This is a genomic window from Verrucomicrobiota bacterium (genome assembly GCA_016871675.1).
Lineage (GTDB): Bacteria > Verrucomicrobiota > Verrucomicrobiia > Limisphaerales > VHCN01 > VHCN01.
On the sequence record VHCN01000022.1, the window covers coordinates 1 to 23,723 of the forward strand.

Annotated in this window: 18 protein-coding genes and 2 pseudogenes; 11 read left to right on the forward strand and 9 right to left on the reverse strand. The window is 66.0% G+C overall.

Translation table 11 applies throughout. The features are described from left to right. The 4 genes from FJ386_06855 to FJ386_06870 form a co-directional block, all read left to right on the forward strand. Positions 1-217: DUF1501 domain-containing protein (locus FJ386_06855; GenBank protein MBM3876423.1), on the forward strand; the 217-nt coding region annotated here is incomplete at its 5' end. Positions 218-347: 130 nt separating this feature from the next. Further along, complete coding sequence (locus tag FJ386_06860) at positions 348-1,718, forward strand: DUF1501 domain-containing protein (protein MBM3876424.1); 1,371 nt, start codon at positions 348-350, stop codon at positions 1,716-1,718. A 466-nt stretch (positions 1,719-2,184) separates the two neighbouring features. Then, positions 2,185-3,195, forward strand: a complete 1,011-nt coding sequence (locus FJ386_06865) for a MoxR family ATPase (protein ID MBM3876425.1) — start codon at positions 2,185-2,187, stop codon at positions 3,193-3,195. A gap of 96 nt (positions 3,196-3,291) precedes the next feature. Beyond that, entirely contained in the window at positions 3,292-3,612 is a 321-nt protein-coding gene (locus FJ386_06870; GenBank protein ID MBM3876426.1) for a hypothetical protein, read from the forward strand. Between the two features lie 84 nt (positions 3,613-3,696). Here FJ386_06870 and FJ386_06875 read toward each other — a convergent pair whose 3' ends face one another. Next, positions 3,697-4,014, reverse strand: coding sequence for a hypothetical protein (locus tag FJ386_06875; protein MBM3876427.1), 318 nt, complete (start codon positions 4,012-4,014; stop codon positions 3,697-3,699). A 105-nt stretch (positions 4,015-4,119) separates the two neighbouring features. Here FJ386_06875 and FJ386_06880 point away from each other — a divergent pair, with 105 nt between their 5' ends. The 4 genes from FJ386_06880 to FJ386_06895 all read left to right on the forward strand — a co-directional run bounded on the left by FJ386_06880 (position 4,120) and on the right by FJ386_06895 (position 8,538). Then, entirely contained in the window at positions 4,120-6,165 is a 2,046-nt protein-coding gene (locus FJ386_06880; GenBank protein ID MBM3876428.1) for a hypothetical protein, read from the forward strand. Then, on the forward strand, positions 6,162-6,632 hold the full coding sequence (locus tag FJ386_06885; GenBank protein MBM3876429.1) for a dihydrofolate reductase: 471 nt from the start codon (positions 6,162-6,164) through the stop codon (positions 6,630-6,632). Before FJ386_06880 ends, FJ386_06885 begins: the two co-directional genes overlap by 4 nt. Positions 6,633-6,711: 79 nt before the next feature. Continuing rightward, positions 6,712-7,713 carry a hydroxyacid dehydrogenase gene (locus FJ386_06890; GenBank protein ID MBM3876430.1) on the forward strand — a complete coding sequence of 334 codons (1,002 nt, stop codon included), beginning with the start codon at positions 6,712-6,714 and terminating at the stop codon, positions 7,711-7,713. A gap of 30 nt (positions 7,714-7,743) precedes the next feature. Next, positions 7,744-8,538 (forward strand): 2-dehydro-3-deoxyglucarate aldolase, encoded by a 795-nt coding sequence (locus FJ386_06895; GenBank protein ID MBM3876431.1) that lies wholly within the window; start codon positions 7,744-7,746, stop codon positions 8,536-8,538. Positions 8,539-8,596: 58 nt separating this feature from the next. Here the strand turns inward: FJ386_06895 and FJ386_06900 are convergent, their stop codons facing one another. From FJ386_06900 to FJ386_06915, 4 genes and pseudogenes are all read right to left on the reverse strand, one after another. Then, positions 8,597-9,001, reverse strand: coding sequence for a hypothetical protein (locus FJ386_06900; GenBank protein MBM3876432.1), 405 nt, complete (start codon positions 8,999-9,001; stop codon positions 8,597-8,599). 154 nt (positions 9,002-9,155) lie between these two features. After that, positions 9,156-10,367 (reverse strand): annotated as a pseudogene (locus FJ386_06905) (glucuronate isomerase). A gap of 162 nt (positions 10,368-10,529) precedes the next feature. Next, positions 10,530-11,486, reverse strand: coding sequence for an SDR family NAD(P)-dependent oxidoreductase (locus FJ386_06910; GenBank protein ID MBM3876433.1), 957 nt, complete (start codon positions 11,484-11,486; stop codon positions 10,530-10,532). 121 nt (positions 11,487-11,607) lie between these two features. Beyond that, positions 11,608-13,359, reverse strand: coding sequence for an aminotransferase class I/II-fold pyridoxal phosphate-dependent enzyme (locus FJ386_06915; GenBank protein MBM3876434.1), 1,752 nt, complete (start codon positions 13,357-13,359; stop codon positions 11,608-11,610). 272 nt (positions 13,360-13,631) lie between these two features. On the opposite strand from FJ386_06915, the gene FJ386_06920 reads away from it, so the two are divergent. Then, positions 13,632-14,537 (forward strand): phosphoribosylaminoimidazolesuccinocarboxamide synthase, encoded by a 906-nt coding sequence (locus tag FJ386_06920; GenBank protein MBM3876435.1) that lies wholly within the window; start codon positions 13,632-13,634, stop codon positions 14,535-14,537. A gap of 117 nt (positions 14,538-14,654) precedes the next feature. On the opposite strand, the gene FJ386_06925 is transcribed toward FJ386_06920, so the two are convergent. The 4 genes from FJ386_06925 to FJ386_06940 all read right to left on the reverse strand — a co-directional run bounded on the left by FJ386_06925 (position 14,655) and on the right by FJ386_06940 (position 18,444). Then, entirely contained in the window at positions 14,655-16,382 is a 1,728-nt protein-coding gene (locus tag FJ386_06925; protein MBM3876436.1) for a hypothetical protein, read from the reverse strand. 34 nt (positions 16,383-16,416) lie between these two features. Continuing rightward, positions 16,417-16,923: an N-acetyltransferase family protein gene (locus FJ386_06930; GenBank protein ID MBM3876437.1), complete on the reverse strand. Its 507-nt coding sequence runs from the start codon at positions 16,921-16,923 to the stop codon at positions 16,417-16,419. A 96-nt stretch (positions 16,924-17,019) separates the two neighbouring features. After that, on the reverse strand, positions 17,020-17,628 hold the full coding sequence (locus FJ386_06935; GenBank protein MBM3876438.1) for a hypothetical protein: 609 nt from the start codon (positions 17,626-17,628) through the stop codon (positions 17,020-17,022). A 6-nt stretch (positions 17,629-17,634) separates the two neighbouring features. After that, on the reverse strand, positions 17,635-18,444 hold the full coding sequence (locus FJ386_06940) for a hypothetical protein (protein ID MBM3876439.1): 810 nt from the start codon (positions 18,442-18,444) through the stop codon (positions 17,635-17,637). A 213-nt stretch (positions 18,445-18,657) separates the two neighbouring features. Here FJ386_06940 and FJ386_06945 point away from each other — a divergent pair, with 213 nt between their 5' ends. Next, positions 18,658-19,632 (forward strand): DUF1080 domain-containing protein, encoded by a 975-nt coding sequence (locus FJ386_06945; GenBank protein ID MBM3876440.1) that lies wholly within the window; start codon positions 18,658-18,660, stop codon positions 19,630-19,632. A gap of 242 nt (positions 19,633-19,874) precedes the next feature. Then, a pseudogene (locus FJ386_06950) lies at positions 19,875-20,813 on the forward strand (DUF2723 domain-containing protein). Positions 20,814-23,723 lie beyond the last annotated feature (2,910 nt).

Consider the following 23,723-nt stretch of genomic DNA (forward strand, 5'->3'; position numbering starts at 1 on the left):
GGCCGCGGGCGGCGGCATCAAGCCCGGCATCACCCACGGCGAATCCGACGACCTCGCGATGAACGTCGCGAAAGACCCCGTCCACGTTCACGACTTCCAAGCCACACTCCTGCACTTGCTCGGCATTGATCACGAGCGACTGACCTACAAATTCCAGGGCCGCAACTTCCGCCTCACGGACGTCCACGGCGAGCTGGTGAAGGGCATCCTCGCCTGACCGCGCATCCTCGTCGCCGGGTCCAACTCATCGGTCAGGCGCGTTTCACCCTGCGATTCGCGCAGAAAGTCGCGCGATCCGGCAAAAACGACTTGCCCGATCGTAACGGCACGCGTTTACTATCACTCGTATGCTCCATCTCCAGAACGGCCCTTGGTCGCAGACCTGCAACGGCGTCTCTCGCCGCAGCGCGCTCAAGGCCGGCTTCTGCGGCTTGCTCGGATTGACCACCGCCGACTTGCTTCGCCTCCGCGCGTCCGGAGCCGCCTCGCGCACCAACAAGTCCGTCATCCTCATCTGGCTCGACGGCGGCCCGAGCCACATGGACACCTACGATCCGAAGCCGGACGCCCCGCTCGAATATCGTGGCCCGTGGAAGGCGATCGACACAAACGTCCCCGGCATCCAACTCTCCGCCACACTCCCGCTCCACGCGAAGCTCGCGGACAAAATGGTCTTCGTGCGCTCAATGCATCACAAAAACGGCGACCACTTCGCCGCCGGCCACTGGATGCTCACGGGTCGTTACGGCTCGCACGCAAACGACCTCCCGCAGAAGTATCCCTCCGTCGGCTCCTACATCTCGCGCGTGCGCGGGCCGAACAAACCCGGCGTGCCTGCTTACGTCGGCCTGCCCGCGGCGCAGACGATTTACCTCTTTCCCGGCTACCAAGGCTCGGCGTATCTCGGCGCGGCTCACAATCCGTTCGACGTGAACACCGCGCAGAAATACCTCGGCGCCACGCAGACCAACATCGAGAAGCCGAAGATCCTCGAAAACGCCGCCGGCGACACGAATCGCATCCAGGGCCGCGTCAACCTGCTCGGCCAGATTGACCACTTCCGCCGCGACCTCGACCGCAGCGGCACGCTCGACGCAATGGATGCTTACAACCAGCAGGCCGTTGAACTCGTCCTCGGCAACCGCGCGCGCGAAGCCTTCGACATCGAGAAGGAATCCGCGGCGACCCGCGACAACTACGGCCGCACCGCGTGGGGCCATTACACGCTCATGGCACGAAGACTCGTCGAGGCCGGCGTCTCCTTCGTCACCGTGGACATGCCGCACTGGGACGACCACTCGAACATCGAGGTCGGCCACGGCAAGAAACTCGAGATCATGGACAAAGCCGTCGCCGCGCTCATCGGCGACCTTTCCGACCGCTCGATGCTCGACGACGTGCTCGTGATGGTGATGGGTGAGTTTGGCCGCACGCCGAAAATGAACAACGGCCAACCCGGCATTTCCATCCCCGGCCGCGACCATTGGGGCGACGTGTTCAGCGTGATGCTTGCGGGCGGCGGCCTGCGCGGCGGACAGGTCGTCGGCGCCAGCAACGACAAGGGAGAATATCCAAGCGACCGCCCCATCGTTCCCGGCGACGTCCTCGCGACCGTCTACCACGTCATGGGCATCGACTATCATCAGACCTTCCTCGACAACGCCGGACGCCCGGTCCACATGCTGGAAAAGGGCGAGCCCATCCGCGAAGTCATCTGACTCTCGGCTCCGCGGAGATTTCGCAGGACGCCCGGCGTGCAGCACCGCGCCGCTCCCTCGAATTTGAATTCCCTTCCGCGCCGCCACGCGCCATTCTCCGCCCGCGCACCCGATGGAAATCTTTTTCAATTGCCCGCTCTGCGAGATGGAACTCACCGCACCCCTCGACGCCGGGGGCGCCGAGGCCAAGTGCCCGAATTGCAACAAGCTCAACACCGTCCCCGAGCCGGGGCCCGACAACACCCGTGACGTCCATCACGATGCGGCGGCAGCGGCCGTCGCTCCGGCCATCGAATCGTTCGAGTCGCCCGCCGGCGCCGAAGCCGACGGCTCCCCTGCCCCGCCGTCGCTTGTCGCTGCGCCCGAACCGCCCTCCGAGCCCATCCGCGTCCCCGCCTCCGCCATCCGCACCCGATCTTCGCCGACGCCGCTGACCGTTGCATCCGCACACGACCCGGCCGCGCCGATGGCCGCGACCGACACCGCGCTCGCGCAGAAACTCCATCAGGCTTACGCCGCCGTCACCGCCGAGGTCGCCAAGGTCATCGTCGGCCAGGACGCCGTGATGGAGCAAATCCTCATCGCGATCTTCGCACGCAGCCACTGCCTGCTCGAGGGCGTGCCCGGCCTTGCCAAGACCTACATGATCAAGACGCTTTCCGAGGCGTTGCACCTTTCATTCCGGCGAGTGCAGTTCACGCCCGACCTCATGCCCGCGGACATCACCGGCACGGACGTGATTCAGGAAGACCCCATCAACGGGCGCCGCAATCTCATGTTCCTCAAGGGGCCGATCTTCGCGCAGATGATCCTCGCGGACGAAATCAACCGCTCGCCGCCGAAGACCCAGGCCGCGCTGCTCGAGGCGATGCAGGAACACAGCGTCACCGTCGGCGGGCAAACCTACAAACTGGACGAACCCTTCTTCGTCCTCGCGACTCAGAACCCGATCGAGCAGGAAGGCACGTATCCGCTGCCCGAGGCGCAGAAGGACCGCTTCATGTTTCACGTGAAAGTGGACTACCCCACGCGCGACCAGGAACGCGAGATCATCCAGCGCACCACCAGCGCCTACTCGGCGGACGTCTCGGCCGTAATCACCGGCGAGGATGTCCTCCAAATCCAGCAGATCGTCCGCAAGGTGCCCGTGCCGGATCACGTCATGGACTTTGTGCTCGACCTCGTGCGCAAAGCGCGCCCCGCCGGCGACGACACGCTGCCCTTCACGAAGGACCTCATCGCATGGGGCCCCGGCCCGCGCGCGTGCCAGCAACTCGTGCTTGGAGGCAAGGTGCGCGCGCTCCTGCGCGGGCGCTTCCACGTGAACGTGGACGACATCGAGGCGCTCGCGTATCCCGTCCTCCGGCACCGCATCGTGCCCACCTTCAACGCCGAGGCCGAGGGCATCGCCGTGGACGACATCGTCATGCGCATCCTCGAATCCACGCCGAAAGGCGAGGCACAGGCGGTGATTTGAACGCATCCGCCCTTGAGTATTACCACCTGTTGACGCCGCGGCCCTGCTTGCCTTAACTCACCGCCGACCATGAGGCTCGCTGTGTTCACTTTCGCGATGACTTGCATTCTCGCGAGCTGCGCCAACCCCGGTAAGGACACAAAAAAAGGTCCGAAGCCGCCGCAGCCGCCCGCGCCCGTGGTCACGCCGCTCACGCCGATCCTCGGGAAGGTCGTGGTCGTCAATGCCGACCTCAAATACGTCGTCGTCGACTTCGCGCTCAGCCGTCAGCCCACGCCGGGCGACCTCTTCGGCGTGTTCCGCATGGGAATGAAAGTCGGCGAAGTCCGCATCAACGACCTCTCGACCGCCGCGAACTTCGCCGCGGACATCACCGCCGGCGAAGTGAAAGCCGGGGACGAAGTGCGGAAGGACTGAGCGAGGTTTCGCGGTCAGGCGGCGCTCCTCATGGAATCCTCCCGCGACGGGCGTGCACCCGCGAGGCGCCTGCGCGTCGGAGATTCAGCCGCCCACCTTCGCCTCTTGCCGCGCCGGGTGCTGCCGGTGGTAGGGCGAGCTGAGGTTGAAGTAAATCGCGCACAGCGGCCGGTCGGCATCCGTCGCCGACTGGCTCAAGATGATCGTCACATGCCGGTCGAGCGCGATGCCGTGGCGCAATCCCGTCCCGCGCGTCTCGTAGGCACTGATCGCCTTGGCCATCAGATTGGCGAGCGTGCCTTTGCAATCCTCCGGCGGCTTGTCGAGACAGACCACGAACCGGTCATACGTCGCGATGGCCTCGGCCAACTCCTGCTCAAACATCTCCGGCGTCAGTGCCATGGCCCGACGTTACCGCGCCCGCCCCGGAAGTAAAACACTTCCTCCGGCGCGAGCCTTCACCTTTGGCTTCACACCCGCCGCACATGGGAATACGTTCGGCCCACCGTGCTGAAGCCGGGAACCTTGATCTTGCTGCTGTGTCCCGTGGTCGCGCTTGCCGCCGACCCGACCCGGCGCGTTCTCGACCCGCGCGAGTATCACCTCGGCACGCCGGGGTTCCCCGAGTGGGCCGAGTTCGAAGGCCGCACGCCGCACGGCCGCCGCCTCGATCTCAAATTCCAGGCCGAACCCGGCGATGCGCGCTTCACGCTGCTCTTCAACCAGCGCGACGTGAAGCACTCCTGGCAGGTCCAGATCAACGGCCGCCGCATCGGCAACCTCGTCACCGTCGAGACCCCGCTCGTCCACGCGCTCAACGTCCCGCCCGGGCTGTTGCGCGACGGTGAGAACACGCTCTCCATCGTCCCGCCCACGGCGACGGACGACATCCTCGTTGGCCCATTTCGTCTCGACCCTCGGCCGATTCAGGAAGTGCTCGGCGAATCCGCGCTCGACGTGGTGATCACGGACGCTTCGACGGGCGCGGGCATTCCCGCGCGCGTGACGATCACCGACGAATCCGACTGCCTCGCCGCGCTTCTGCCCGCGCCGACAAACTCCACCGAGTTCACCACGCGACCCGGCGTGGCCTACGTGCGCGAAGGCACGGCGCGCCTCAACCTGCCCGCGGGACGATACCTTGTCCACGCCTCGCGCGGTTTCGAATGGAGCGTCAAGGCGCTGCGCATCTCCGTGCCGCCGGGTCAGTCGCGCCGCATTCCCCTCGCGCTGCGGCGCGAAGTCCCGACTCCCGGCTGGGTCGCCGCCGACACGCACATCCACACGCTCACGCACAGCGGCCACGGCGACGCCACGATTGACGAGCGGATGCTCACGATTGCGGGCGAAGGAATCGAACTGGCCGTCGCCACCGACCACAACCACCACGCCGACTATTCCGAAGCCGCCGCGCGCACACGCCTCCGCAGCCACTTCACGCCCGTCATCGGCAACGAGGTCACCACCAAGCACGGGCACTTTAACGCGTTCCCAATCCAGTCCGGCGCGCGCGTTCCCGACTTCAAGCTCGAGAAATGGGGCGACCTGCTCGCGGGCATCCGCGCGACTCCCGGCGTGAAGGTCATCGCGCTGAACCATCCGCGCGACCTGCACAGCGGCTTCACCCCGCTCGGCCCGACGAACTTCAACGCGCTCACCGGCGCGCCCCTCCGCGCCGCGGCGTTTCAGTTCGACGCGCTCGAAGTCGTGACCTCCGCCGCGATGCAGAGCGACGCCATGCTGCTGTTTCGCGACTGGTTTGCGCTGCTCAACCACGGCCACCGGCTGACCGCGCTCGGGGCGAGCGACACGCACGATGTCTCGCGTTTCATCCTCGGGCAGGCCCGCACCTACATCGCGTGCGATGACCGCGACCCGGCGCGGCTCGACATCGCCACCGCCTGCACGAACCTGCTGAAGGGCCGCGCGCTCGTGAGCTTCGGACTGCTCGCGCACATCCGCGTCGAGGACCGCTTCACCGCGGGCGACCTCGCCACCAACCTGCCGCCCCAAATCCAGGTGGACGTCACCGTGCTCGGCCCGTCCTGGACCAGCGCGGACCGGCTCGAACTCTTCGCGAACGGCCTCAAGCTGGCCTCCCGCGAAATCCGGAAAGCCGAAGGCCCGGTCAATGCACGAATGACGTTTTCCCTGCAGCGCCCGATGAATGACTCTCACCTGGTTGCCATTGCCAGCGGTCCCGGGATTACAGCGCCATATTGGGAGACGCCGAGGCCGTATCAGCCCAGCTCGCGGGTGTTCACACCACGCGTCCTCGCGGCGACCAATCCCGTCTGGCTCGACGCCGACGGCGACGGCAGGTTCACTTCCCCCCACGCGCTCGCCTCCAAACTGATCAAGCAGCACGGCACGGAGCCGGCGAAGCTCCTGCCGGAACTCGCGCGACTCGACGAGGCTGTCGCGCTTCAAGCCGCCAGCCTCTGCCACGGCGCCGGCGTGCAACTGGAAATGCCCGCCTTCCGCGCAGCGCTGACGAATGCCCCGCCCGCGGTCCGCCGGGGCTTCGAGGCCTTTGTCGCCAACCTTCGATGAAGGCCATCGCCGCCATGGCGGAAAACCGAGTCATCGGCGCGGGCGATCGCATCCCGTGGCACTTGCCGGACGATTTCAAGTGGTTCAAACGCGCGACCACCGGCCACGTGGTCGTGATGGGACGCAAGACGTTTGAGTCCATTGGCAGGCCGCTGCCCCATCGCGACACCATCGTGCTGAGCCGCTCCGGCTTCGCGCACCCCGGCGTGCGCACCGTCGCGAACCTCGACGAACTTCCCGCGCTCACCGCCGGACGCGAGGTCTTCATCTGCGGCGGCGCGGAGCTTTACCGGCTGGCGCTGCCACGCTGCACGGAACTGCTCCTCACCCACGTCTCCCGCACCGTCGAAGGCGACACGTTTTTCCCGCCGTTCGAGGACGACTTCGACCGCGTCGAGGTCGTGCTCGAACATCCCGAGTTCAAAGTCATCCGCTATCGCAACCGCCGGCTTGCGTTGCAGGGTTGAACTTCGCCGCGGTCAATGTTCCTATTCGCCCGCCGTTTCCCGGCTCGCTCCGACCCGAAATCCGAAACACGAAGCCCGCATGTCCTGGAACATCCTCATCACCGCCCGCACGCTCGACGAAGTCGGCAAGGGCGCCATCGCCCTGCTCGAGGGCGCCGGTTGCAAGCTCACGTTTCCGGCAACGTTCGGCCCGCATCCGGCCGAGACGCTGCTGCCGCTGCTCGAGGGCCACGACGCGTGCTTCGCGAGCATGGACAAGTTCACCGCCGACGTGCTCGCATCGCCTCGCGCCGCGCAGCTCAAGTGCATCTCGCGCTGGGGCGTCGGCTACGACGCGATTGACGTGCCGGCCGCGACGAGGAACGGCATCGTGGTCGCGTTCACGCCCGGCCTGCTCAACGACGCGGTCGCGGACTTCGCCTTCGCGCTGCTCTTGGCCGTCGCGCGCAACGTCCACATCGGCCACCTCGACATGAACAACGGCGTCTGGCGCGGCGCGTGGGGACACGACGTCCACGGCAAGACTCTGGGCATCCTCGGCTGCGGGCGCATCGGGCTGGCCATGGCGCGGCGTGCGGCGGGCTTCGACATGAAGGTCATCGCGCACGACATCGCGCCGAATCCGGACGCCGCGAAGTTCGGCATCCGGTTTGTGACGCTCGATGAACTGCTCGGTCAGAGTGATTTCCTTTCGCTGCACGCCGCGCTCACGCCGCAAAGCCGCGGGCTCATCGGGGAGGCGCAGTTGAGGAAGATGAAGCCGACCGCCTACCTCATCAACACAGGCCGCGGCGCGCTTGTGGACGAGGCGGCGCTGGCGAAGATTCTCCGCGAGCGTGTCATCGCCGGCGCGGCGCTCGACGCGTTCGTGCAGGAGCCGCTCCCCGCCGAGAACGTGTTCCGCGGCCTGCCCAACGTGCTGCTCACGCCGCACCTCGCGAGCTTCGCCCGCGGCACCGGCGAGAAAGTGAGCATGACCGCCGCACAATCCATCGTGGACCTGATGCACGGGAAGCGCCCGGCGATGGTCGTCAACCCGGATGTCTTCAATTCGCCGGCGCTGCGGGCGAAAGCCAGCTAACCCGTCCAACCGCACTCAACAAAGCCTTCCATGAGACCCAACCACGTCCGCGCCAAACTCAAACGCGGCGAAGCCTCCCTCGGCACCTGGCTCACGCTGCCCGACCCTGTCGCCGCGCGCATGATGGCGCGCGTGGGCTTCGACTGGCTCACCGTCGAGATGGAGCACACGCCGATCGACATCGGGTGCGCGGCGCAGATGTTCGCCGTCATCGCCGACAGCGGCCCCGCGCCGATGGCACGCGTGCCGTGGAACACGGGCGAGAACTTCAAGCGAGTGCTCGACAATGGCGCGTGGGGCGTCGTCACGCCGATGGTCTGCTCGCGCGCCGAGGCCGAGGCCGTCGTCGAGGGCGTGCGCTACCACCCGCTCGGCAACCGTTCCGTCGGCGGCCAGGCGCACGCGGTGAACTTCGACACCGACCCGGGCACCTATTACGCGCGCGCGAACGAGGAAGTCCTGCTCGTCGTGATGGCCGAGCACGTGAAGGCCATCGAGAAGGCCGACGAAATCCTGAGCGTCCCGGGCATCGACGCCGTGTTCATCGGCCCGAATGACCTGCTCAACTCGATGGGGAAGAAGCCCGCGTTTGACAGCGAGGACAAGGAGTTCGTGGACGCGCTCGCGCACATCCGCGCCACGGCGAAGAAACACGGCGTCGCGCCGGGCATCCACGTCATCAACGTGGAGAGCGCGAAACGCCGGCGGGCGGAGGGATTTCAATTCATCGCCGTGGGAAGCGAAGTGGCCTTCATGCTCGCCGAGGCCCGCAAAACGACCTCGGCGCTCGGGCTCGAATTGAAGCGGGAAGTGGCGCGCTACTGAGAGGACCGCGCGCGAGGCGTGCCCGTGCGTCCCGCCGCGCGGGCGAGACGCCGGACGACTACGCCTTCACCGTGATCTTCGACCAGTTCAAGTGGTGGCGGGCAGCAAAGGCTGCGAAATCCCGCTCGTGCTCGATCAACACGGCGCGCACCACGGAAGATTCGTCGGCGAAGCCGTAATCCGGCGTCGAGTCAGGGATCAAGTCCACCTGCCGGTGGGCATACACGAGCGCGAACGTCGCCGCTGCCACGCTGACCAGCGGGATTTCCAGGTCCGCCCGTTCCACGTAGTCCTCGATGACGTCGGCGAGGAACTCGAGCTGCTCGACGAGGTGCGGAAACTTCGGCGCATGCATCTGCGCGAACTCGAGCTTGAGCATCGGCAGCTTGCGATGAACGCCCGCGAGGATCTTCGGGGTGATCTGCCCCGCGCCGTGCCGGACGAATTTCAGGATTTCAGCCACGGGCGGAGTGTGTGCCCGCGGCAAGATGAAGACAAGCCTGCGCTCGGCGCGATCAGCTTCGCGACGCCACCCCGGCCGCGGCGGATGGCGTGCGAGCGGTCACCGGGCGCGGCGCGGGCTTTGCGCCCGCCGGCTCCCCCCGCGCGGGAACGCCGCAGAACCGCTCAAACTCACCGCCAAACAGCGCCTTCACGTCGCGCTTGATCTCCATGTGCGTCGGCTCCCAGCCCGTCTGCGCGAGGTCGAGATACTTTTCCACGAGCACTTGCGAGATCACGCGGCGCGAGTGGTCCCACTTGTAAACGATCTGGTCGAGCACGCGCGCGTCCGAGTGCTGCGGCGTCACGGACAGCCCGATCAGCTCGAGCCGCATGCGGGTCATCTCGTTGACCAGGTGCGGGATGTTGGTGAACCACCAGCAGCCGAACAGGTGCAGGTTGCGGAACTTCCGCGCCGCGACACAGAACTCATGCTGGTTCTCGCGCGAGAGCGCGGTGATGAGGAACTTGTTGTCCGGGTGCCCGGCGAAGATCGCTTCGTAGGAGACAACATTGCAGCGGCCGAGGCCGTCGCCGGCGAGGCGCAGTTGCGGGTTCACCGCGCGGCGCGCGCCGGGCATCATCGCGAACGGCAGGCCGAACTCGCGGCAATGCGGCAGCACCGCCGTGTCCATCAGCCGCGCGCACAAGTGTTCGCCCGGATACACGAAGTCCGGCGGCAACGACACCATCACGTAACGGGCGTGGATGCGGCGCGACCAGTCGGCGAGGAAACGGCGCACTTCGCCGACCGTGCGGTCGCTCAGGTCGGAAGATACCTTGTAGCCCCACGCAGCGAGCCTCGGCGCGGTGGTGGGCCAGTCGAGCAACAGCGGATCGATGCGCAGCGCGGCCGTGAACCGCTCGTCGCGGGTGAAGCCCTTCTCCCAGACGGCGCGCTCGACGTCGTCGAACGGCGAGTTGGTCATGCAGACGCGGCTGACGTTCGCGATCTCCATGCATCGCGTAATGTAGGCGTCGGGCTTCCACCTCGCGAACCACCGGCGGAGTTTGGGCAGGTCGCGCTTCTTCACATCGAGCCCGAGGAGATTCAACGTGGTAAGCACGCCGCGGCACGCCTCCGACACGGGTGAATGCTGGACGAAAAGCGCGTCCCAGATCAGGTCCGCCTGCCGCGTCTTCGAGAGCGCCCAAAACTTGTCATACGGCATGTCAAAGTAGCGGAACGCCTCGGCGACGAGGTAGTGATACGTGAGCAAGTCGTCGAGTCCCCACAGCAGCAACCCGCCAAACGCGGGGTCGTAGAGATGCGTGTGGATGTCGAAAACCTGCGTGTTCGTGACCGCTTTCTCAACCTGGGCGGCGATGGCTTCACGGCGCTCGTCTGGCGTGACTGGGCTCACGGCGCGCGCAGCATACGAAAGCCCGCGCCGGAATTCCACGGGAAACTGGCCTCACCGCGCGCCGGAACCACCAACCCCATGAGGCAAGCCCGTTCGCCCGCGCATCGCGAACCGCGCGATCCGGATTCAAGGCCGCGGCGAGGTCCGGAACCACTCGATGAATTTCGGGATGCCGTCCTCGATCTTCACGCGCGGGTTGTAGTCGAGCCGCGCGCGGGCTTTCGAGATGTCCGCAAACGTGACCGGCACGTCGCCCGGTTGCAATGGCTGCCGGTCGAGCACCGCCTTCCTGCCGAGCGAAAACTCGAGCAACTCAATCAACCGGCTCAGCGTCACGGTCTGCGATTCGCCGAGGTTGAAGATCTCGAATCCAAACTCGCGCCGCGTGCAGGCGAGGATGCCCTCGATCGTATCCGTCACGTAGGTGTAGTCGCGCGCCGTCGAGCCGTCCCCGAAGACCGGGATCGGCTTCCCCGCCTGGATGAGCGACGCAAACTTGTGGATCGCAAGGTCCGGCCGCTGCCGCGGGCCATACACGGTGAAGAACCGCAGCATCGCCACATCAAATCCGTAAACGTGGTGATACACGTGGCCGAGCGCCTCACACGCGAGCTTGCTCGCCGCATAAGGCGAGATCGCGCTGAAGATCGGGTCCGACTCCGAGAACGGCACCCTGGCATTCACGCCGTAAACGGACGACGAGCTGGCGATGGTGAACTTCTTCACGCCGCGGCTGCGCGCGGCTTCGAGCACGTTCACCGTGCCCTCGACGTTCACGCGCTGGTAAAGTGCCGGCTCCGCGAGGCTCGGCCGCACCCCGGCGCGCGCGGCGAGATGGATGACTTGGTCGAATCGCTCGCTCCCGAAGAGTTCCTCGACGGCATCGCGGTCGGTGATGTCGCCCTGCACGAATGTAAACGGCCGTGCGAGGGCCTGCAGGTTGCGCAACGCCTGCTGCTTGATCGCGGGCGGATAGAAGTCGTTCAAGTCGTCGAACGCGCAGACGGAATGCCCCTCGCGCAGCAACCGCTCGCACACGTGCGACCCGATGAAGCCCGCCCCGCCGGTGACCACAACATTCACGACGCGACGCTAGCAAGTCCGGCCGCGCCGTGTCGAGACGCGGGCGTTGTGTCGCTCCACGGTGGAACGCCTCGCGCTTCGAGGCGTCACCGGTCGCAGCGCGACCGGCGCCACCACGGACTCACGCTGCCCGCAATGCCGTGCGAATCGCCTCCACGATCCGCACATTCTCCTCTGCACTTTTCACCGCGACGCGCAGTGCGTGCGTGCCGAGTTGCGAGCCCATCGCCGCGGCGTCGCGCAGGAATACCCCGCGGCTGCGGCAGTTCTTCACCACTTCGCCCGCGCGCGGGCCGGACTCGGGCAATTGACACAAGACGAAGTTCGCGATGCCGGGCAGCACTTCCAGACCGAGCGCGCGCAAGTCCGCTTCAAGCGCCGTGCGCAGTTGGTGGGTCTCGGCGTAACGCGCCGCGTAGTAGTCCGCGTCCTGCAAAGCGCGCACCGCGGCGACTTGCGCCGGCAGGCTCACAACCCACGGCGGCGTGATCGCGCGCAACGCCTCGAGCTGATGCGCGCCCGCGCACAGATACGCCGCGCGCGCCCCGCTGAGCGCGTAGACCTTCGACATGGACTTGCAGACGATCACGTTCCCGGACCGGGCCGCGAAGGCCTCGAGCGACTCGCCCGCGCCCGCGTAGTCCACGTAGGTTTCGTCCACCCACACGCGCGTGCGCTGCGGCACGCCGAGGAGCAACGCTTCGAGCGCCGCGCGCGGAATGTTCCGGCCGGTCGGGCTGTTTGGGTTCACAAGCACCACGAGGTCGTAGCGATCCGCGAATGCCGCTTCAAGCCGCGCGAGGTCCACGGCGAAGCCGTCGCGTCGCGAAAGTGTGAGCCGGTCCACCGTGCAACCGATGACCTTCTCGAGCACATGCGCGTATTCGCCGTAAGTCGGATCGAGGATGAGCGCGTTCGAGGCGGGCGTGAGCCAGTGGCGCAGCGCGCGGAAGATGAGGTCGGATGAGCCGCCGCCCGGCAGGATGTTCTCGGGCGCGACGCCGCGCGCGTGCGCGATCGTTTCGATCAAGCCTTCGCAACCCGTCGGCGGCGACGTGCGCAGCAGCCACGGCAAATGCGCGTTCAGCGCGTCGAGCACCGCGGGCGATGGCGGAAACCACGCGTCCAGCACATCGGCGTTCACAATCGCGTGGCGCCGGTCGAGCGTGTCGAACGTCGGCCCGATGGCGTCGAAAAACGCGCCGCCGTGGAAGCACGCCGCGGGTTTGCGGAAGGGAAAACTGAGCTGCCAGTCCGTCTTGCCCTCGACGCGGTCGAGCAGTCCGGCGAGTGCCGTCGCCTGCTCGCGCACGGCGTCCACGGTCGCGTGCAGCACGTCGAAAGTGACCGCCCCGGACTGCACGGAGATGTTCGCGGGCAGGAGGCCGCCGCGCAGGTATAGATCGAGCACTTCGCGCCGGCCGATGGCCATGATGCGCGTGCCGCCGTGCGATTCCACCCAGCGAAAAGCCGCATACATCAGCAGCACGGCCAATTCGCGCCCGCGATGCGGCTGCAAAACGGTGAGCAACCGGATTTCATGCAGTCGCGAGTCCACGGCGAATGGCAGCCGCCCGCGCGCGACGTATTTGTCCATCGAATAAGTCCGGCCCGGTGGCGTGATGCTGATGAATCCCGCGATCTCGCCGTCCGACCTGGCCACGAGATACACGTTGAAATCGTCGAGTGCGTCGCGCAGCCGGCCGGTGGCGTTGGGCGCATGCTGGCCGAGTTCGCGCGCGAAGACTTCGTGACGGTGACGGTAGATTTCCTCGCGGTCGCGCTCATCGGCGAGGGACAGCGAGAGGCGCGAAGGCGCGGCGGAGAAACGGCCCGGCTTGGCGGATGGGACAGGAAGCAGTTCAGTTTTCATGGCGGCGAGAGTAGACGTCACGGCCGCAGCGGCGTGAATTGAATTTCAGCCGCTGAGCATCGGGAATCCTGATTGCGCGCCGGTGGATGGCGAAGGCCCGAGGCTGGCTCCGGTCGCGCTGCGACCGGACGGCTCGCAGCGCGAGCCGGTCCACCTGCGGCAGCGGCTCGAAACCCGGAACCGGGACCTCAGAACTCGAAACTCCGGACTTCGTGGTTCGAACTTTGAACTTTGAACTTTGAACTTTGAACGCCCCCGCCATCATCGCGGCGATGAATGACGATCCGTTGTTGCAGGTGGAGATTCCCGGGCTGAACAAGCTGCGCAGCGGCAAGGTGCGCGAGATCTTCGACCTCGGGGACGCGCTGCTGTTCGTCGCGAGCGACCGCATCTCCGCGTTCGACGTCATCATGCCCAACGGCATCCCTCGCAAGGGCGAAGTGCTCACGCAGGTGTCGAACTTCTGGTTCGACCAGACGGAGAAACTCGTTCCCAACCACCGGCTCGCGCGCGCCGCCGACCCGCTCGCCGTCCCGGCCTTGGCCGCGCTTCACCCGGGCATCGCCGCGCAGATTGCACGCCGCAGCATGATCGTGAAGAAGGCGGAGCCGCTCGCCATCGAGTGCGTCGTGCGTGGTTACCTCGCGGGCTCGGGCTGGAAGGAATACAAATCGCAGGGAACCGTGTGCGGCATCCGTCTGCCCGCAGGCTTGGAGGAATCCGCCGAGCTGCCCGAGCCGATCTTCACACCCGCGACGAAGGCGCAGACGGGGCACGACGAAAACATTTCGTTCGACGCCGCGGCGAAGCTCGTCGGCGCGGACATCGCGGGTCGCGCGCGCGACTTGAGCCTGCACCTCTATAACTTCGCACGCGACTACGCGCGGCAGCGGGGCATCATCATCGCGGACACCAAATTTGAATTCGGAATGTCCGGCGGCGGGTTGGTGCTGATTGACGAGGTGCTCACGCCCGACTCGTCGCGCTTCTGGCCGGCGGACCGCTACGAGCCGGGGCGCGGCCAGCCGAGCTTCGACAAGCAGTTTGTGCGCGACTACCTCGAGACGCTCGACTGGAACAAACAGCCGCCCGGCCCCGTGCTGCCCGCGGACATTGTCGCGAAGACGACGGCGAAGTATCTTGAGGCGTATCAGCGGTTGACGGGGAAGACGCTGTAGTCTCGGCGGTTTCGAGGGGCGACACACGACATCACCCCGTCTACATGCGCGGCTAGTTTCGCAGCCACGAATCCCGAGCTTCTCACTTCGACCGCAGTCCGAGTTCCCGAGCCCGCGCTAATTCTTCACCCGCGTCAGTTTCATTGACGCGGCGTCGAACCACACCTCGCCTTTGTTGGCGCGAAGCTCGGCGACGAGGACGACTTCAGTGAGTTCGCCAACCTCGAACTCGTGTTCCAGCGTCGTCCACGCGGCGCTGCCGAAGAGTTTGTTCACGCGCTGTCCCCCGGAGATTCGCAAGCCTGCGCCGGTGCCGGGGTCGCCCGTGTGGGGTTCGATGCCCGCGGCCTTCGCATCGGCGGTGAAACGATACTTGCCCGGACCGAGCAGCACGGGCGCACGCCACGAGGCGACGGTGGGCGAGCCCTTCGAAGTGATGTGCAGCGTCGCGCGGCCATCCACCCTGGGCTGCTCGTGCGCGGGGTCGCCGGAATCCTGCCGCGCCTCCCATCTTGGAATCTTCGCGGTGTTGTCGGCGGCAAACTTCATCGGATCGGGCGGCGGCGAGCCAAGTTGCTGGCCGATGGCACGATGCCGGGCGACGATGCGGTCGCGCAATGCGGCGACCTGCCCTGCGTGGTCTTGCGCGGCGCGCGGGTTGATGGCGGCGAGCGCGGGCCGGATGATCGCGTTGAGGTCGTTCACGCGCGCGATGACTTCCTCGAGATTGAAGGCGTTGGTGTAAGCGGCGCGGGCCTGCTGTTCGTAGAGTTCGCGGCCCTGCGGCGTGGCCATGAAGCCGGACGCGAGCAGGCCGTTGAGCCCGGCGGGCCGGAGCGCGTGATGGCCGCCGCCGAACATCTGATCCATGCCGTGCGGGAGGAAAACGAATTTGCCGGACTTGGGGTCGTGATACATCCGGTAGTTGTTCCGGTTGTGAACGTAGCCGTCCCAATGGCTCGTCATGACTTCCATCGCGAGGAACGAGGCGAACCGCGGCGTGTCGAGCAGTTCGGAGAGCCGCAGCCAGCGTTTTTGCGGGTCAGGCTCGCGCGCGGCGTCCACAAGCGCCTTGAGGTCGCGCTGCTCGTTGGGGTCCTCGCCGAGGAGCTTCTGCTTCTTGGCGTCGATGTCCTGGCAGAAGCCGCCGTCGTAGAGGTTGCCGGAAACATCCTCGAAGTAGCGGTGGAGGAAGTCCTTCGCGAATCCCTCGATGGCGACGTAGAAGCCGAGGTCGCGGCCGTTGAACTCAACGCGGGCATACGTGGCGAGCGGCGCGGGCACGCCGGCCTTGTCGAACATCCAGCCGCAGACGTTCTCCGTGATGAAGCTCGGGTCCTGCACGGAGTTGTTGAGGTGCAGCTTCCGCACGCCCATGAGTTTTTGCGTGTCGATGAACTTCCCGAAGCTGAGCGTCAGCGCGGGCTTGTCATCCACTCCGCGGAAACTCCCCGCGCCGCCCTTGAGGTGGATGCCCGCGTCCTTGGCGAAGAAATGATCGTTCACCGTGACGTCGCACTTCACGTAGGCGCGGTTGTTCTTGCGGAGTTTGGCCAGTTCCTCCGGCGCAAGCTTGATCACGAACTTGTGCGCATCGGTCGAGGCGAAGAACGAGTCGCGCCCCGTCGGGCCGCGCGGCACCGCCGCGTGGAGCGATGCGACCCCAAGCAGGAGCGAGGCGACCAAGCCGAAGCGCAACCGGCGCGATGGGAAATCGGTGTTCAAGCGGACGTGACCCGAGATTGCCACGGGTGGGCGAATGTTCAAGCGCGGTCGCGCCGGGGCCAATCGCCGCGCATTCGCCTTGAGCGGCGCGGGAAAACCTGACAGCCCTCCACGCGTCACGCTTGCGCCGGGGTCGCCGTAGTCGGGCGGCGGCTCACTTCGCCTCCGGCAGCAGCAGCTCCATGTAAATCACGTCGAGCCAGCGGCCGAACTTGAAGCCCACCTGCCGCAGCCGCGCCACTTCCACGAAGCCGAACTTCGCGTGCAACCGCACGCTCACGTCGTTGTCCGCGTCGATCCCGGCGATGATCGCGCGAAACCCGCGCGCGTTCGCCGCCCCGATCAACGGCGGCAGCAGCATCCGGCCGATGCCGAGCCCGCGTTTGTCCGCCGCGACGTAAACCGAGTTCTCCGTCGTGAAGCGGTAGCCGGCGCGGTCGCGGAAACGGTTCAGCGCGCTCCATCCCACAATACGACTCTCGGCATCAGTGGCGACGAACACCGGATAATCCGTCGCCGCGTGGTCGTCGAACCACGCCTCGCGCTGCGCCAGCGTGGAGATGTCGTAATCGTAAGTCGCCGTCGTGTGCAGGACGGCGTCGTTGTAGATTTCGAGAATGCCCGCACAGTCTTCACGCACGGCCGGGCGGACGGTGAACATGGGCGCGGATTGTGCAGGGGAGCCTCGCGGCGCGCAAGCCACGTGCCGGGTGATGCCTTGGATTGAGAGGGGAAGCGAAGCACCGTCGCCGCCGCGCTACTTCGAGGGCGTCGCGCCCGGGGTTTCGGCCCAGATGCCGAGCTTCGCCGTGCGCGCGTCCATCTCGGCCTTTTCGATAAGGCGGCGGATGTCGAACGGCAGCACGTGCGCCACACGTTCGTTGAGCCGTGCCATGCCGGCGGCGACCATGGCGAGGTTCACGTTGTTCGTGCCGATGTAGGCGATGCCATCGCTCCCCTGCACGCCCTCGGAGTGGAGCACGGCGATGCGCACGGAGTTGGAGACGACGAGCGAGGCGAGGAACTCCCGGCTCAGGTCGCCCGCGGTGCGCTCCATGCCGGGCGTGCGTTGCACGGGCATTTCCGGAGCGATGATGCCGCTGAGCCGCCAGTTGAACACGCCCGTGGCATCCGTGAGCTGGAAGGCATCGCCCGTGTAAACGCGCGTCACGCGGCCGCTGACTTCGCCGATGATTTTCTTCTGCTCCTGCTCGGCGGTGAGGACTTCCTTCACCTTCGCCTCGCCTTCCTTGTAGAGCTTCGCGGCGGGCTTGAGCGCCTCGGGATGAAGCCAGAGCCAGTAGCCGAACGCGCCGATGGCGATCAGCAGCACGACTTGGAGGATGCGTCGGATGATCTTGAACATGGTCGGTCAGCGTTTCGGCGCGAGCCGGCGAAGCCAGCCGAAGAGCCCGCCATCCGCGCCGGCGGGAGGCGCCTCCCCGGAGGAACTTCGCCGCGAACCCGCCGCAGGCTTTGCACCGGTCGAAATCGCGGATGAGGGCAGGGTCGGCGGCCGGAACGCCTCGGCCGCAAACTCATCGCCGGCTGAAGGTTCGGCCTCTTCCTGATACAGCTTGATGAGCGGATTGCGCTTGAGCGGCGGCGGCGACGCGGCGGGCGGGACGGGAATCGGCTCACGCATCGGCGTCTCTTTCTTTTCGCGCATCGTGAGCTGCCACATGACCTCGGAATTCGTGTGGGGCGGCGGTGCGACGCCGTGCCGGCGAAGGACCTCGTGGGCGAGCAGCGCGTTCTGCGCGTTGTCAAAGCGCCAGACTTCCTTGGCGAAGATGCGCTCGAGGCGCGAACCGCGCTTCGCGTGGCGCATGCCGATGTTGTAAGCCGTCGGCCAGTCGGGGTGGTTGACGGCCTCGACCAGGCAGAAGAACACCGCGAGCCGCCGATGCTTGCGCTTGATGAGCCAGTAAACAAGGCGCAGCGACTTGTGCTCCTCGACCATGAACGAGCCGCACGTGAGCGTGGCATCGAGCGGCGCCACGACCATCGCGCCGACCGCGGGCGCCCACACGATGCCGGTGCCGATGGCGAGGATGAGCGACAAGCCCATGTAGTAGGCGGCCGTGGTGTCGGCCGCGCCGCTGCCGGGGCCTTCTTGCGATCCCCGCCACATCACGAAAACAAGTGCTCCCGTGAAGAGAATGCGCAGGATTGTCAGCATGCATGGCCGCCCGTTCCTCTATGGAACCAGCAGCGGCACAAGCTAACCATCAATCGACCACGCGGGCAATCCCCCGCGGCGGGGGGCGCGGCCCACGCGGACGGGTTGCTGAGGCTCACGAAGCAGTTGGACTTCTCCGTTTCCTCCGGTAGCTTTGGCCCAGCACCGGGACGCGCGAACGCGAATCGAACCCAAACCTCCATCCTCCATTTCATGAAGACTCCACTGCTCGCACTGACCCTAGGCCTCGCCCTGGCGCCGCGCACGTTCGCGGCGGACGCCAAACCAGAAGCGGGCACTTACCTCACAATCGAGCAAGCCCGCGCGGCCGGGCCTGACATTGACCTGCAGGGTGAATACGCCGACGCCAAGCTTGGCGCGCAGGTCATCGCGATGGGCAACGCCACATTTCGCGTCGTGTTCCATCAAGGCGGGTTGCCGGGCGCGGGTTGGGACAAGTCCGCGAAGGTCGAGGCCGAGTCCAAGCGTGACGGCGACAACGTGACCTTCACACTACCCGCGGGCGGGAAGGCGACACTCACCAAGGATTCGCTGACGGGCATGAACGACCAGAAGCCGTTCACACTGAAGAAGGTCAGCCGCGCGAGCCCGACCCTCGGCGCGAAGCCGCCCGCGGGAGCGGTCGTGCTTTTTGACGGCACGAGCTTCGACGCGTTTGCCGGCGGGCATGAGGACGATTTGAAGCGCCGGCTGCTCGCGCCGGGCACGAAGACGAAGCGCGATGACTTCCAAAACTTCACGCTGCATTGCGAGTTCCTGCTGCCGTTCAAGCCGCTTGGGCGCGGACAGGGCCGCGCGAACAGTGGCGTCTATATGCAGGATCGTTACGAAGTGCAGGTGCTCGACAGCTTCGGGCTCAAGGGTCAGAACAACGAGTGCGGCGGGCTCTATTCAAAGACGGCGCCAAGCGTGAACATGTGCTTCCCGCCACTTGTGTGGCAGACCTACGACATCGAGTTTGCGGCCGCGAAGTTCGACGCCGAAGGGAAGAAGACCAGCAACGCCGTCATCACCGTCCGGCACAACGGCGTCGTCATCCACGACAAGCAGGAGATCAACGGCCCCACGGGCGGCGGCAAACCCGAGTCACCGCAAGGCGGCCCCATCCAACTGCAGGGCCACGGGAACCCCGTCTTCTACCGAAACGTGTGGGTGGTGGTGAAGTAGGTGGGAACCGCAAGGGACGGGCAACCGCGGGATCGGACTTGGCGGGTCGTGCGCGAAGATCAGCACGCCCGTCGCGCGGGTTTTCACGCACCACGCACCACGCTGCCATCGGCTTACAACCCCGATAGTTCTGCGTCCTCAGTGTTCCACCGGAGGCATTTTGGGATGGACTTCGCCTTGGGTTGACCTTGAACTTGGCGCTTCCTGAACGCGGGAAGCCGACCGGTGTCGAACCCGTCCAGATGAGCAAGAACCACAAATCCAAGCCCGCCCAATCCAACGGCACCGGTTCGAACTCGCCCAAGGCGTCCACCACGCAGGCCTCCGGGTCCGTGAACAAGCCCGAGGAGCTTGTCGCCGCGATCAACAAGGCCGCCACAGCCCCGTCTAACACAGCCGCGGCGACCGCTCCACCCGCAGCGCTGTTCCGGCGCGTGGACTGGATCACGGCGCTGGCCACGGCGTTGTTCGTCTTCATCGGCTACCTGCTCACGCTCGCGCCGGACTTGACGCTGGAAGACTCGGGCGAGCTCGCCGTCGCCTCACAATACGCAGGCGTGCCGCACCCGCCGGGTTACCCCGTGTGGACGCTTTACACCTGGCTCTTCACGGTGCTGGTGCCGTATTCGAACATGGCCTGGCGCGTGGCTCTGGCATCCGCGGTGGCGGGAGCGGCGACATGCGGCTTGCTCGCGCTCATCACATCGCGCGGCACGAGCATGATTCTGGAGGGGATCGACCAGTTCAAAGCCATGGACCGCAAGCTCGAGTCGGCGCTGTGCATCGTCGCGGGCTGGCTGGCGGGGATGCTCTTCGGTTTCAACGGCTTCATGTGGAGCCAGGCGGTGATCGTGGAGGTTTACACACTCAGCACGCTCTCGTTGATGGGCACCATCGTGTGCCTGATGCGCTGGAACCACGCGCCGGAGCAGCGGCGCTATTTGTATTGGGCGTTCTTTCTCTTCGGCGTGTGCTTCACGAATCACCAGACGCTCATCGTGGCCGCGCCCGGCATCGAAGTGGCCATCCTCCTGCGCAACCGCAAGCTCGGGCGCGACCTGTTTTGGCTGAACAGCCTGTTCTTCCTCGGCGGCTTGTTCCTCAAGGGTTTTGTCTCTCCGGGATTCATCGGCAACCCGGCCGTGTTCAGCATGTTCCTCATCGTCGGCATCGCGTCGATCCTCGTCGTGTTGTGGTTCGGCATCGAAGGCGGCACGGAAGGAAAGCTCGCGGCCTCGGCCGTCTACGCGCTGATCGCGCTCTTCATCTGGGTGGCGTGGTCCAACGCTGTCGGCTCCGAGCAACTCGCTCGGAACGAAGGCTCCCAGGAGCGCATGAACGCCGCGGCAAGCGCGCAGTCGCTCGCGCTGAAGTTCATGACGTTCTACCAGTTCATTGCGCTGGCCGTCGTGACCTTCGTCATGATGTCCGCGAAGGGTGCGGAAACGGTCCGCGCATGGCTGATGAAGTCCATGCGGCCCGCGCTGATGATCCTGGTGGTCTTCACCTTCCTCGGCTCGTCGTTCTACTTCTACATGCCCATGGCCGGCATGAGCAACCCGCCGCTCAACTGGGGCTACCCGCGCACCATCGAGGGCTTCATCCACGCCCTGACCCGCGGCCAATACGAGAAGACCAACCCGACCACGGAGGTCAAGCGCTACCTCGAGCAGGTCACCATGCTCAAGGAAGGCGCGATGGAGGAATTCACGCCCGTGCTCTGCCTCGTGGCGCTCATCCCGCTCTTCTTCCTCGCGCGCATGAAGCAGCGCGAGCGCGCGTGGGTGATCGGCCTCGGCTTCATCGGCGCCTGCCTCGCATTCATCCTGATGTTCCTGCTCAATCCCGGGCCCGACCGGCAGAGCCGCGAGCTGACAAAGGTCTTCTTCACCGCGTCGCACCTCATGCTCGGCGCGTTCATCGGCTACGGCTTCGCGCTGCTCGTCGCGTGGCTCGCGAGCGACTATCAGAACCGGCGGCGCAGCTTCCTCATCGTCGTGTCCGTGATGGCGGGGCTCGGCTTGTATCAAGGCATCGTCGTGTTCGGCGACACCGGCTTGGTCCGGTCCCTCCCCCGCAACGAACTGGAGGCCGTGTGGGACTTGGTGACGTCGCTGCCGGCGGAAGAGAGCGCGTTCCCGCAGGACAAGCTCGCGGCGTCCCTCGGCATCGCGTGGATGGGGTTGCTGCTGCTCGCGGGACTGGCGTTCCGGCGGCGCGCGCCGGTGGCGGTGCTGCTCGCGGTGTTCGCATTGATGCCCGCGCAGACCATCATCGCGCACTGGGCGAAGAACGAGCAGCGCGGCCACCTGTTCGGCTACTGGTTCGGCCACGACATGTTCACGCCACCGTTCCTGAGCCACAAGCAACCCGGCAAACCGCTCACCTACGACCCCGTCGAGCGCGAGGAACGGCTGAAGGCAGGCGACAAGTCGGTCTATCCCGAAATGACCCGCGACACCGTGCTCTTCGGCGGCACGGACCCGGGCCGCTTCTGCCCGACCTACATGATCTTCTCCGAGAGCTTCACCCCCGCGAAGCACAAGCCGCGCGACCCCGCGTTTGACCGGCGCGACGTCTATATCATCACTCAAAACGCGCTCGCCGACGGCACGTATCTCCAATACATCCGCGCCCACTTCAACCGCAGCGCGCAGACCGACCCGCCCTTCTTGCAGGGCGCGATCGATCACTTCGCCCAAAGCATTCAGAACCGCGCGATGGGCAAGGACAACCTCAACCTCAAGAACAACAACCTCCCGCACCTGACCAATCGCATCGAACGCGCCGTCTCAGTCACCACCGGCTTGCTCAAGCCCATCGTTCGGCCGGTGGACAGTTTCTTCACGGGCATCGGCGACCGCATCGAGAAGGACCGCCGCATCGGCAACTCATGGTTCAAGGAAAGCGACTTCCCCGGCATGCCCGCGCTCGCCACGCGGCTCACCTCGGCGCAGCAGGACGACGGCGTCTCCCGGTTCCTCTTCGATCACCTCACACCCGACACCCAGGCCGCGCTGAAGTCCGCGCCGGCCGAGTCGCGCACCCGCCGCCTGCTCGCGCGCGACCTGAACGCCCTCATGGAAAAGGAATACCAGGCCGTGCGGCGCGCCCGCGAAATCATGCCCGACCTCGCGGACGCCGAGCGCGACCTCAAGGACATCAAGGCACTCATCGCGGGCACATCCGTCACACCGAACCCCGAGCTCGACGCGGAACTGCGATCACGCAACTACTGGCTCAAGGACCCCGCCGCGAAGGAAAAGCTGCTCAAGGGATTGCTCGAGCGAATCCAAACCGGGCGCGACAAACTCGCGGAAGAGTTGAAGGCCCTGACGAAAGTCCCCGTGCTCTACGAGGCGGGCCGCTTCGCGGGCGTCACGCTCAGCCCGCGGCTGCAGCGCTTCATCAAGGAAAAACCCTCCGGCTACACCCGCATCCGGCTCAACCGCCAGTTGATCGAGGCGGCCTACCCGAAACAAATCGCCATCAGCGAGGGCGGCGTTTATCCCGACCTCGAAATCAAGACGCCCTCCATCCCCGACTCGCAGAAGGCGTTCAACGATTACGTCGAGGACGCAACACGACGCGCGAAGCACGACAAGGACTTCCCGAACGAGCCGCGCCAGGTGAAGCCCGGCGAGGACATCCGCTGGGAAGGCAACCGGCTTTCCGTCCAGGGCCAGGTCGCTGTCATGTCCATCAACGGCCTGCTCACGAAGATGATCTTCGACGCAAACCCCGACCACGACTTCTACGTGGAGGAAAGTTTCCCGCTCGACTGGATGTATCCCTACCTCACGCCCAGCGGCATCATCATGAAGATCAACCGCCAGCCGCTGGCCGAGCTGACGGACGAGATCCTCCAGCGCGACCACGAGTTCTGGAGCCAGTATTCGCGGCGGTTCATCGGCAACTGGATCACCTACGACACGCCCGTTTCCACGCTCTGCGCCTTCGCCGAGAAAGTCTACAAGCGGCGCGAAATGGACTCCAAGGTTCTCGAGGGCGACATCCTCAACCTGCCGTCGCTCGCCGCGAAACTCCACGCGCCCGCCAACCCGTTCGCCACGTTCCTGAGCGGGCAGTTG

Bases quoted from the DNA above. Each gene is read 5' to 3' on its own strand.
- FJ386_06860 (MBM3876424.1), top strand. From the start codon at position 348: ATGCTCCATCTCCAGAACGGCCCTTGGTCGCAGACCTGCAACGGCGTC.
- FJ386_06865 (MBM3876425.1), top strand. From the start codon at position 2,185: ATGGCCGCGACCGACACCGCGCTCGCGCAGAAACTCCATCAGGCTTAC.
- FJ386_06870 (MBM3876426.1), top strand. From the start codon at position 3,292: ATGACTTGCATTCTCGCGAGCTGCGCCAACCCCGGTAAGGACACAAAA.
- FJ386_06875 (MBM3876427.1), bottom strand. From the start codon at position 4,014: ATGGCACTGACGCCGGAGATGTTTGAGCAGGAGTTGGCCGAGGCCATC.
- FJ386_06885 (MBM3876429.1), top strand. From the start codon at position 6,162: ATGAAGGCCATCGCCGCCATGGCGGAAAACCGAGTCATCGGCGCGGGC.
- FJ386_06890 (MBM3876430.1), top strand. From the start codon at position 6,712: ATGTCCTGGAACATCCTCATCACCGCCCGCACGCTCGACGAAGTCGGC.
- FJ386_06895 (MBM3876431.1), top strand. From the start codon at position 7,744: ATGAGACCCAACCACGTCCGCGCCAAACTCAAACGCGGCGAAGCCTCC.
- FJ386_06915 (MBM3876434.1), bottom strand. From the start codon at position 13,359: ATGAAAACTGAACTGCTTCCTGTCCCATCCGCCAAGCCGGGCCGTTTC.
- FJ386_06920 (MBM3876435.1), top strand. From the start codon at position 13,632: ATGAATGACGATCCGTTGTTGCAGGTGGAGATTCCCGGGCTGAACAAG.
- FJ386_06930 (MBM3876437.1), bottom strand. From the start codon at position 16,923: ATGTTCACCGTCCGCCCGGCCGTGCGTGAAGACTGTGCGGGCATTCTC.
- FJ386_06935 (MBM3876438.1), bottom strand. From the start codon at position 17,628: ATGTTCAAGATCATCCGACGCATCCTCCAAGTCGTGCTGCTGATCGCC.
- FJ386_06940 (MBM3876439.1), bottom strand. From the start codon at position 18,444: ATGCTGACAATCCTGCGCATTCTCTTCACGGGAGCACTTGTTTTCGTG.
- FJ386_06945 (MBM3876440.1), top strand. From the start codon at position 18,658: ATGAAGACTCCACTGCTCGCACTGACCCTAGGCCTCGCCCTGGCGCCG.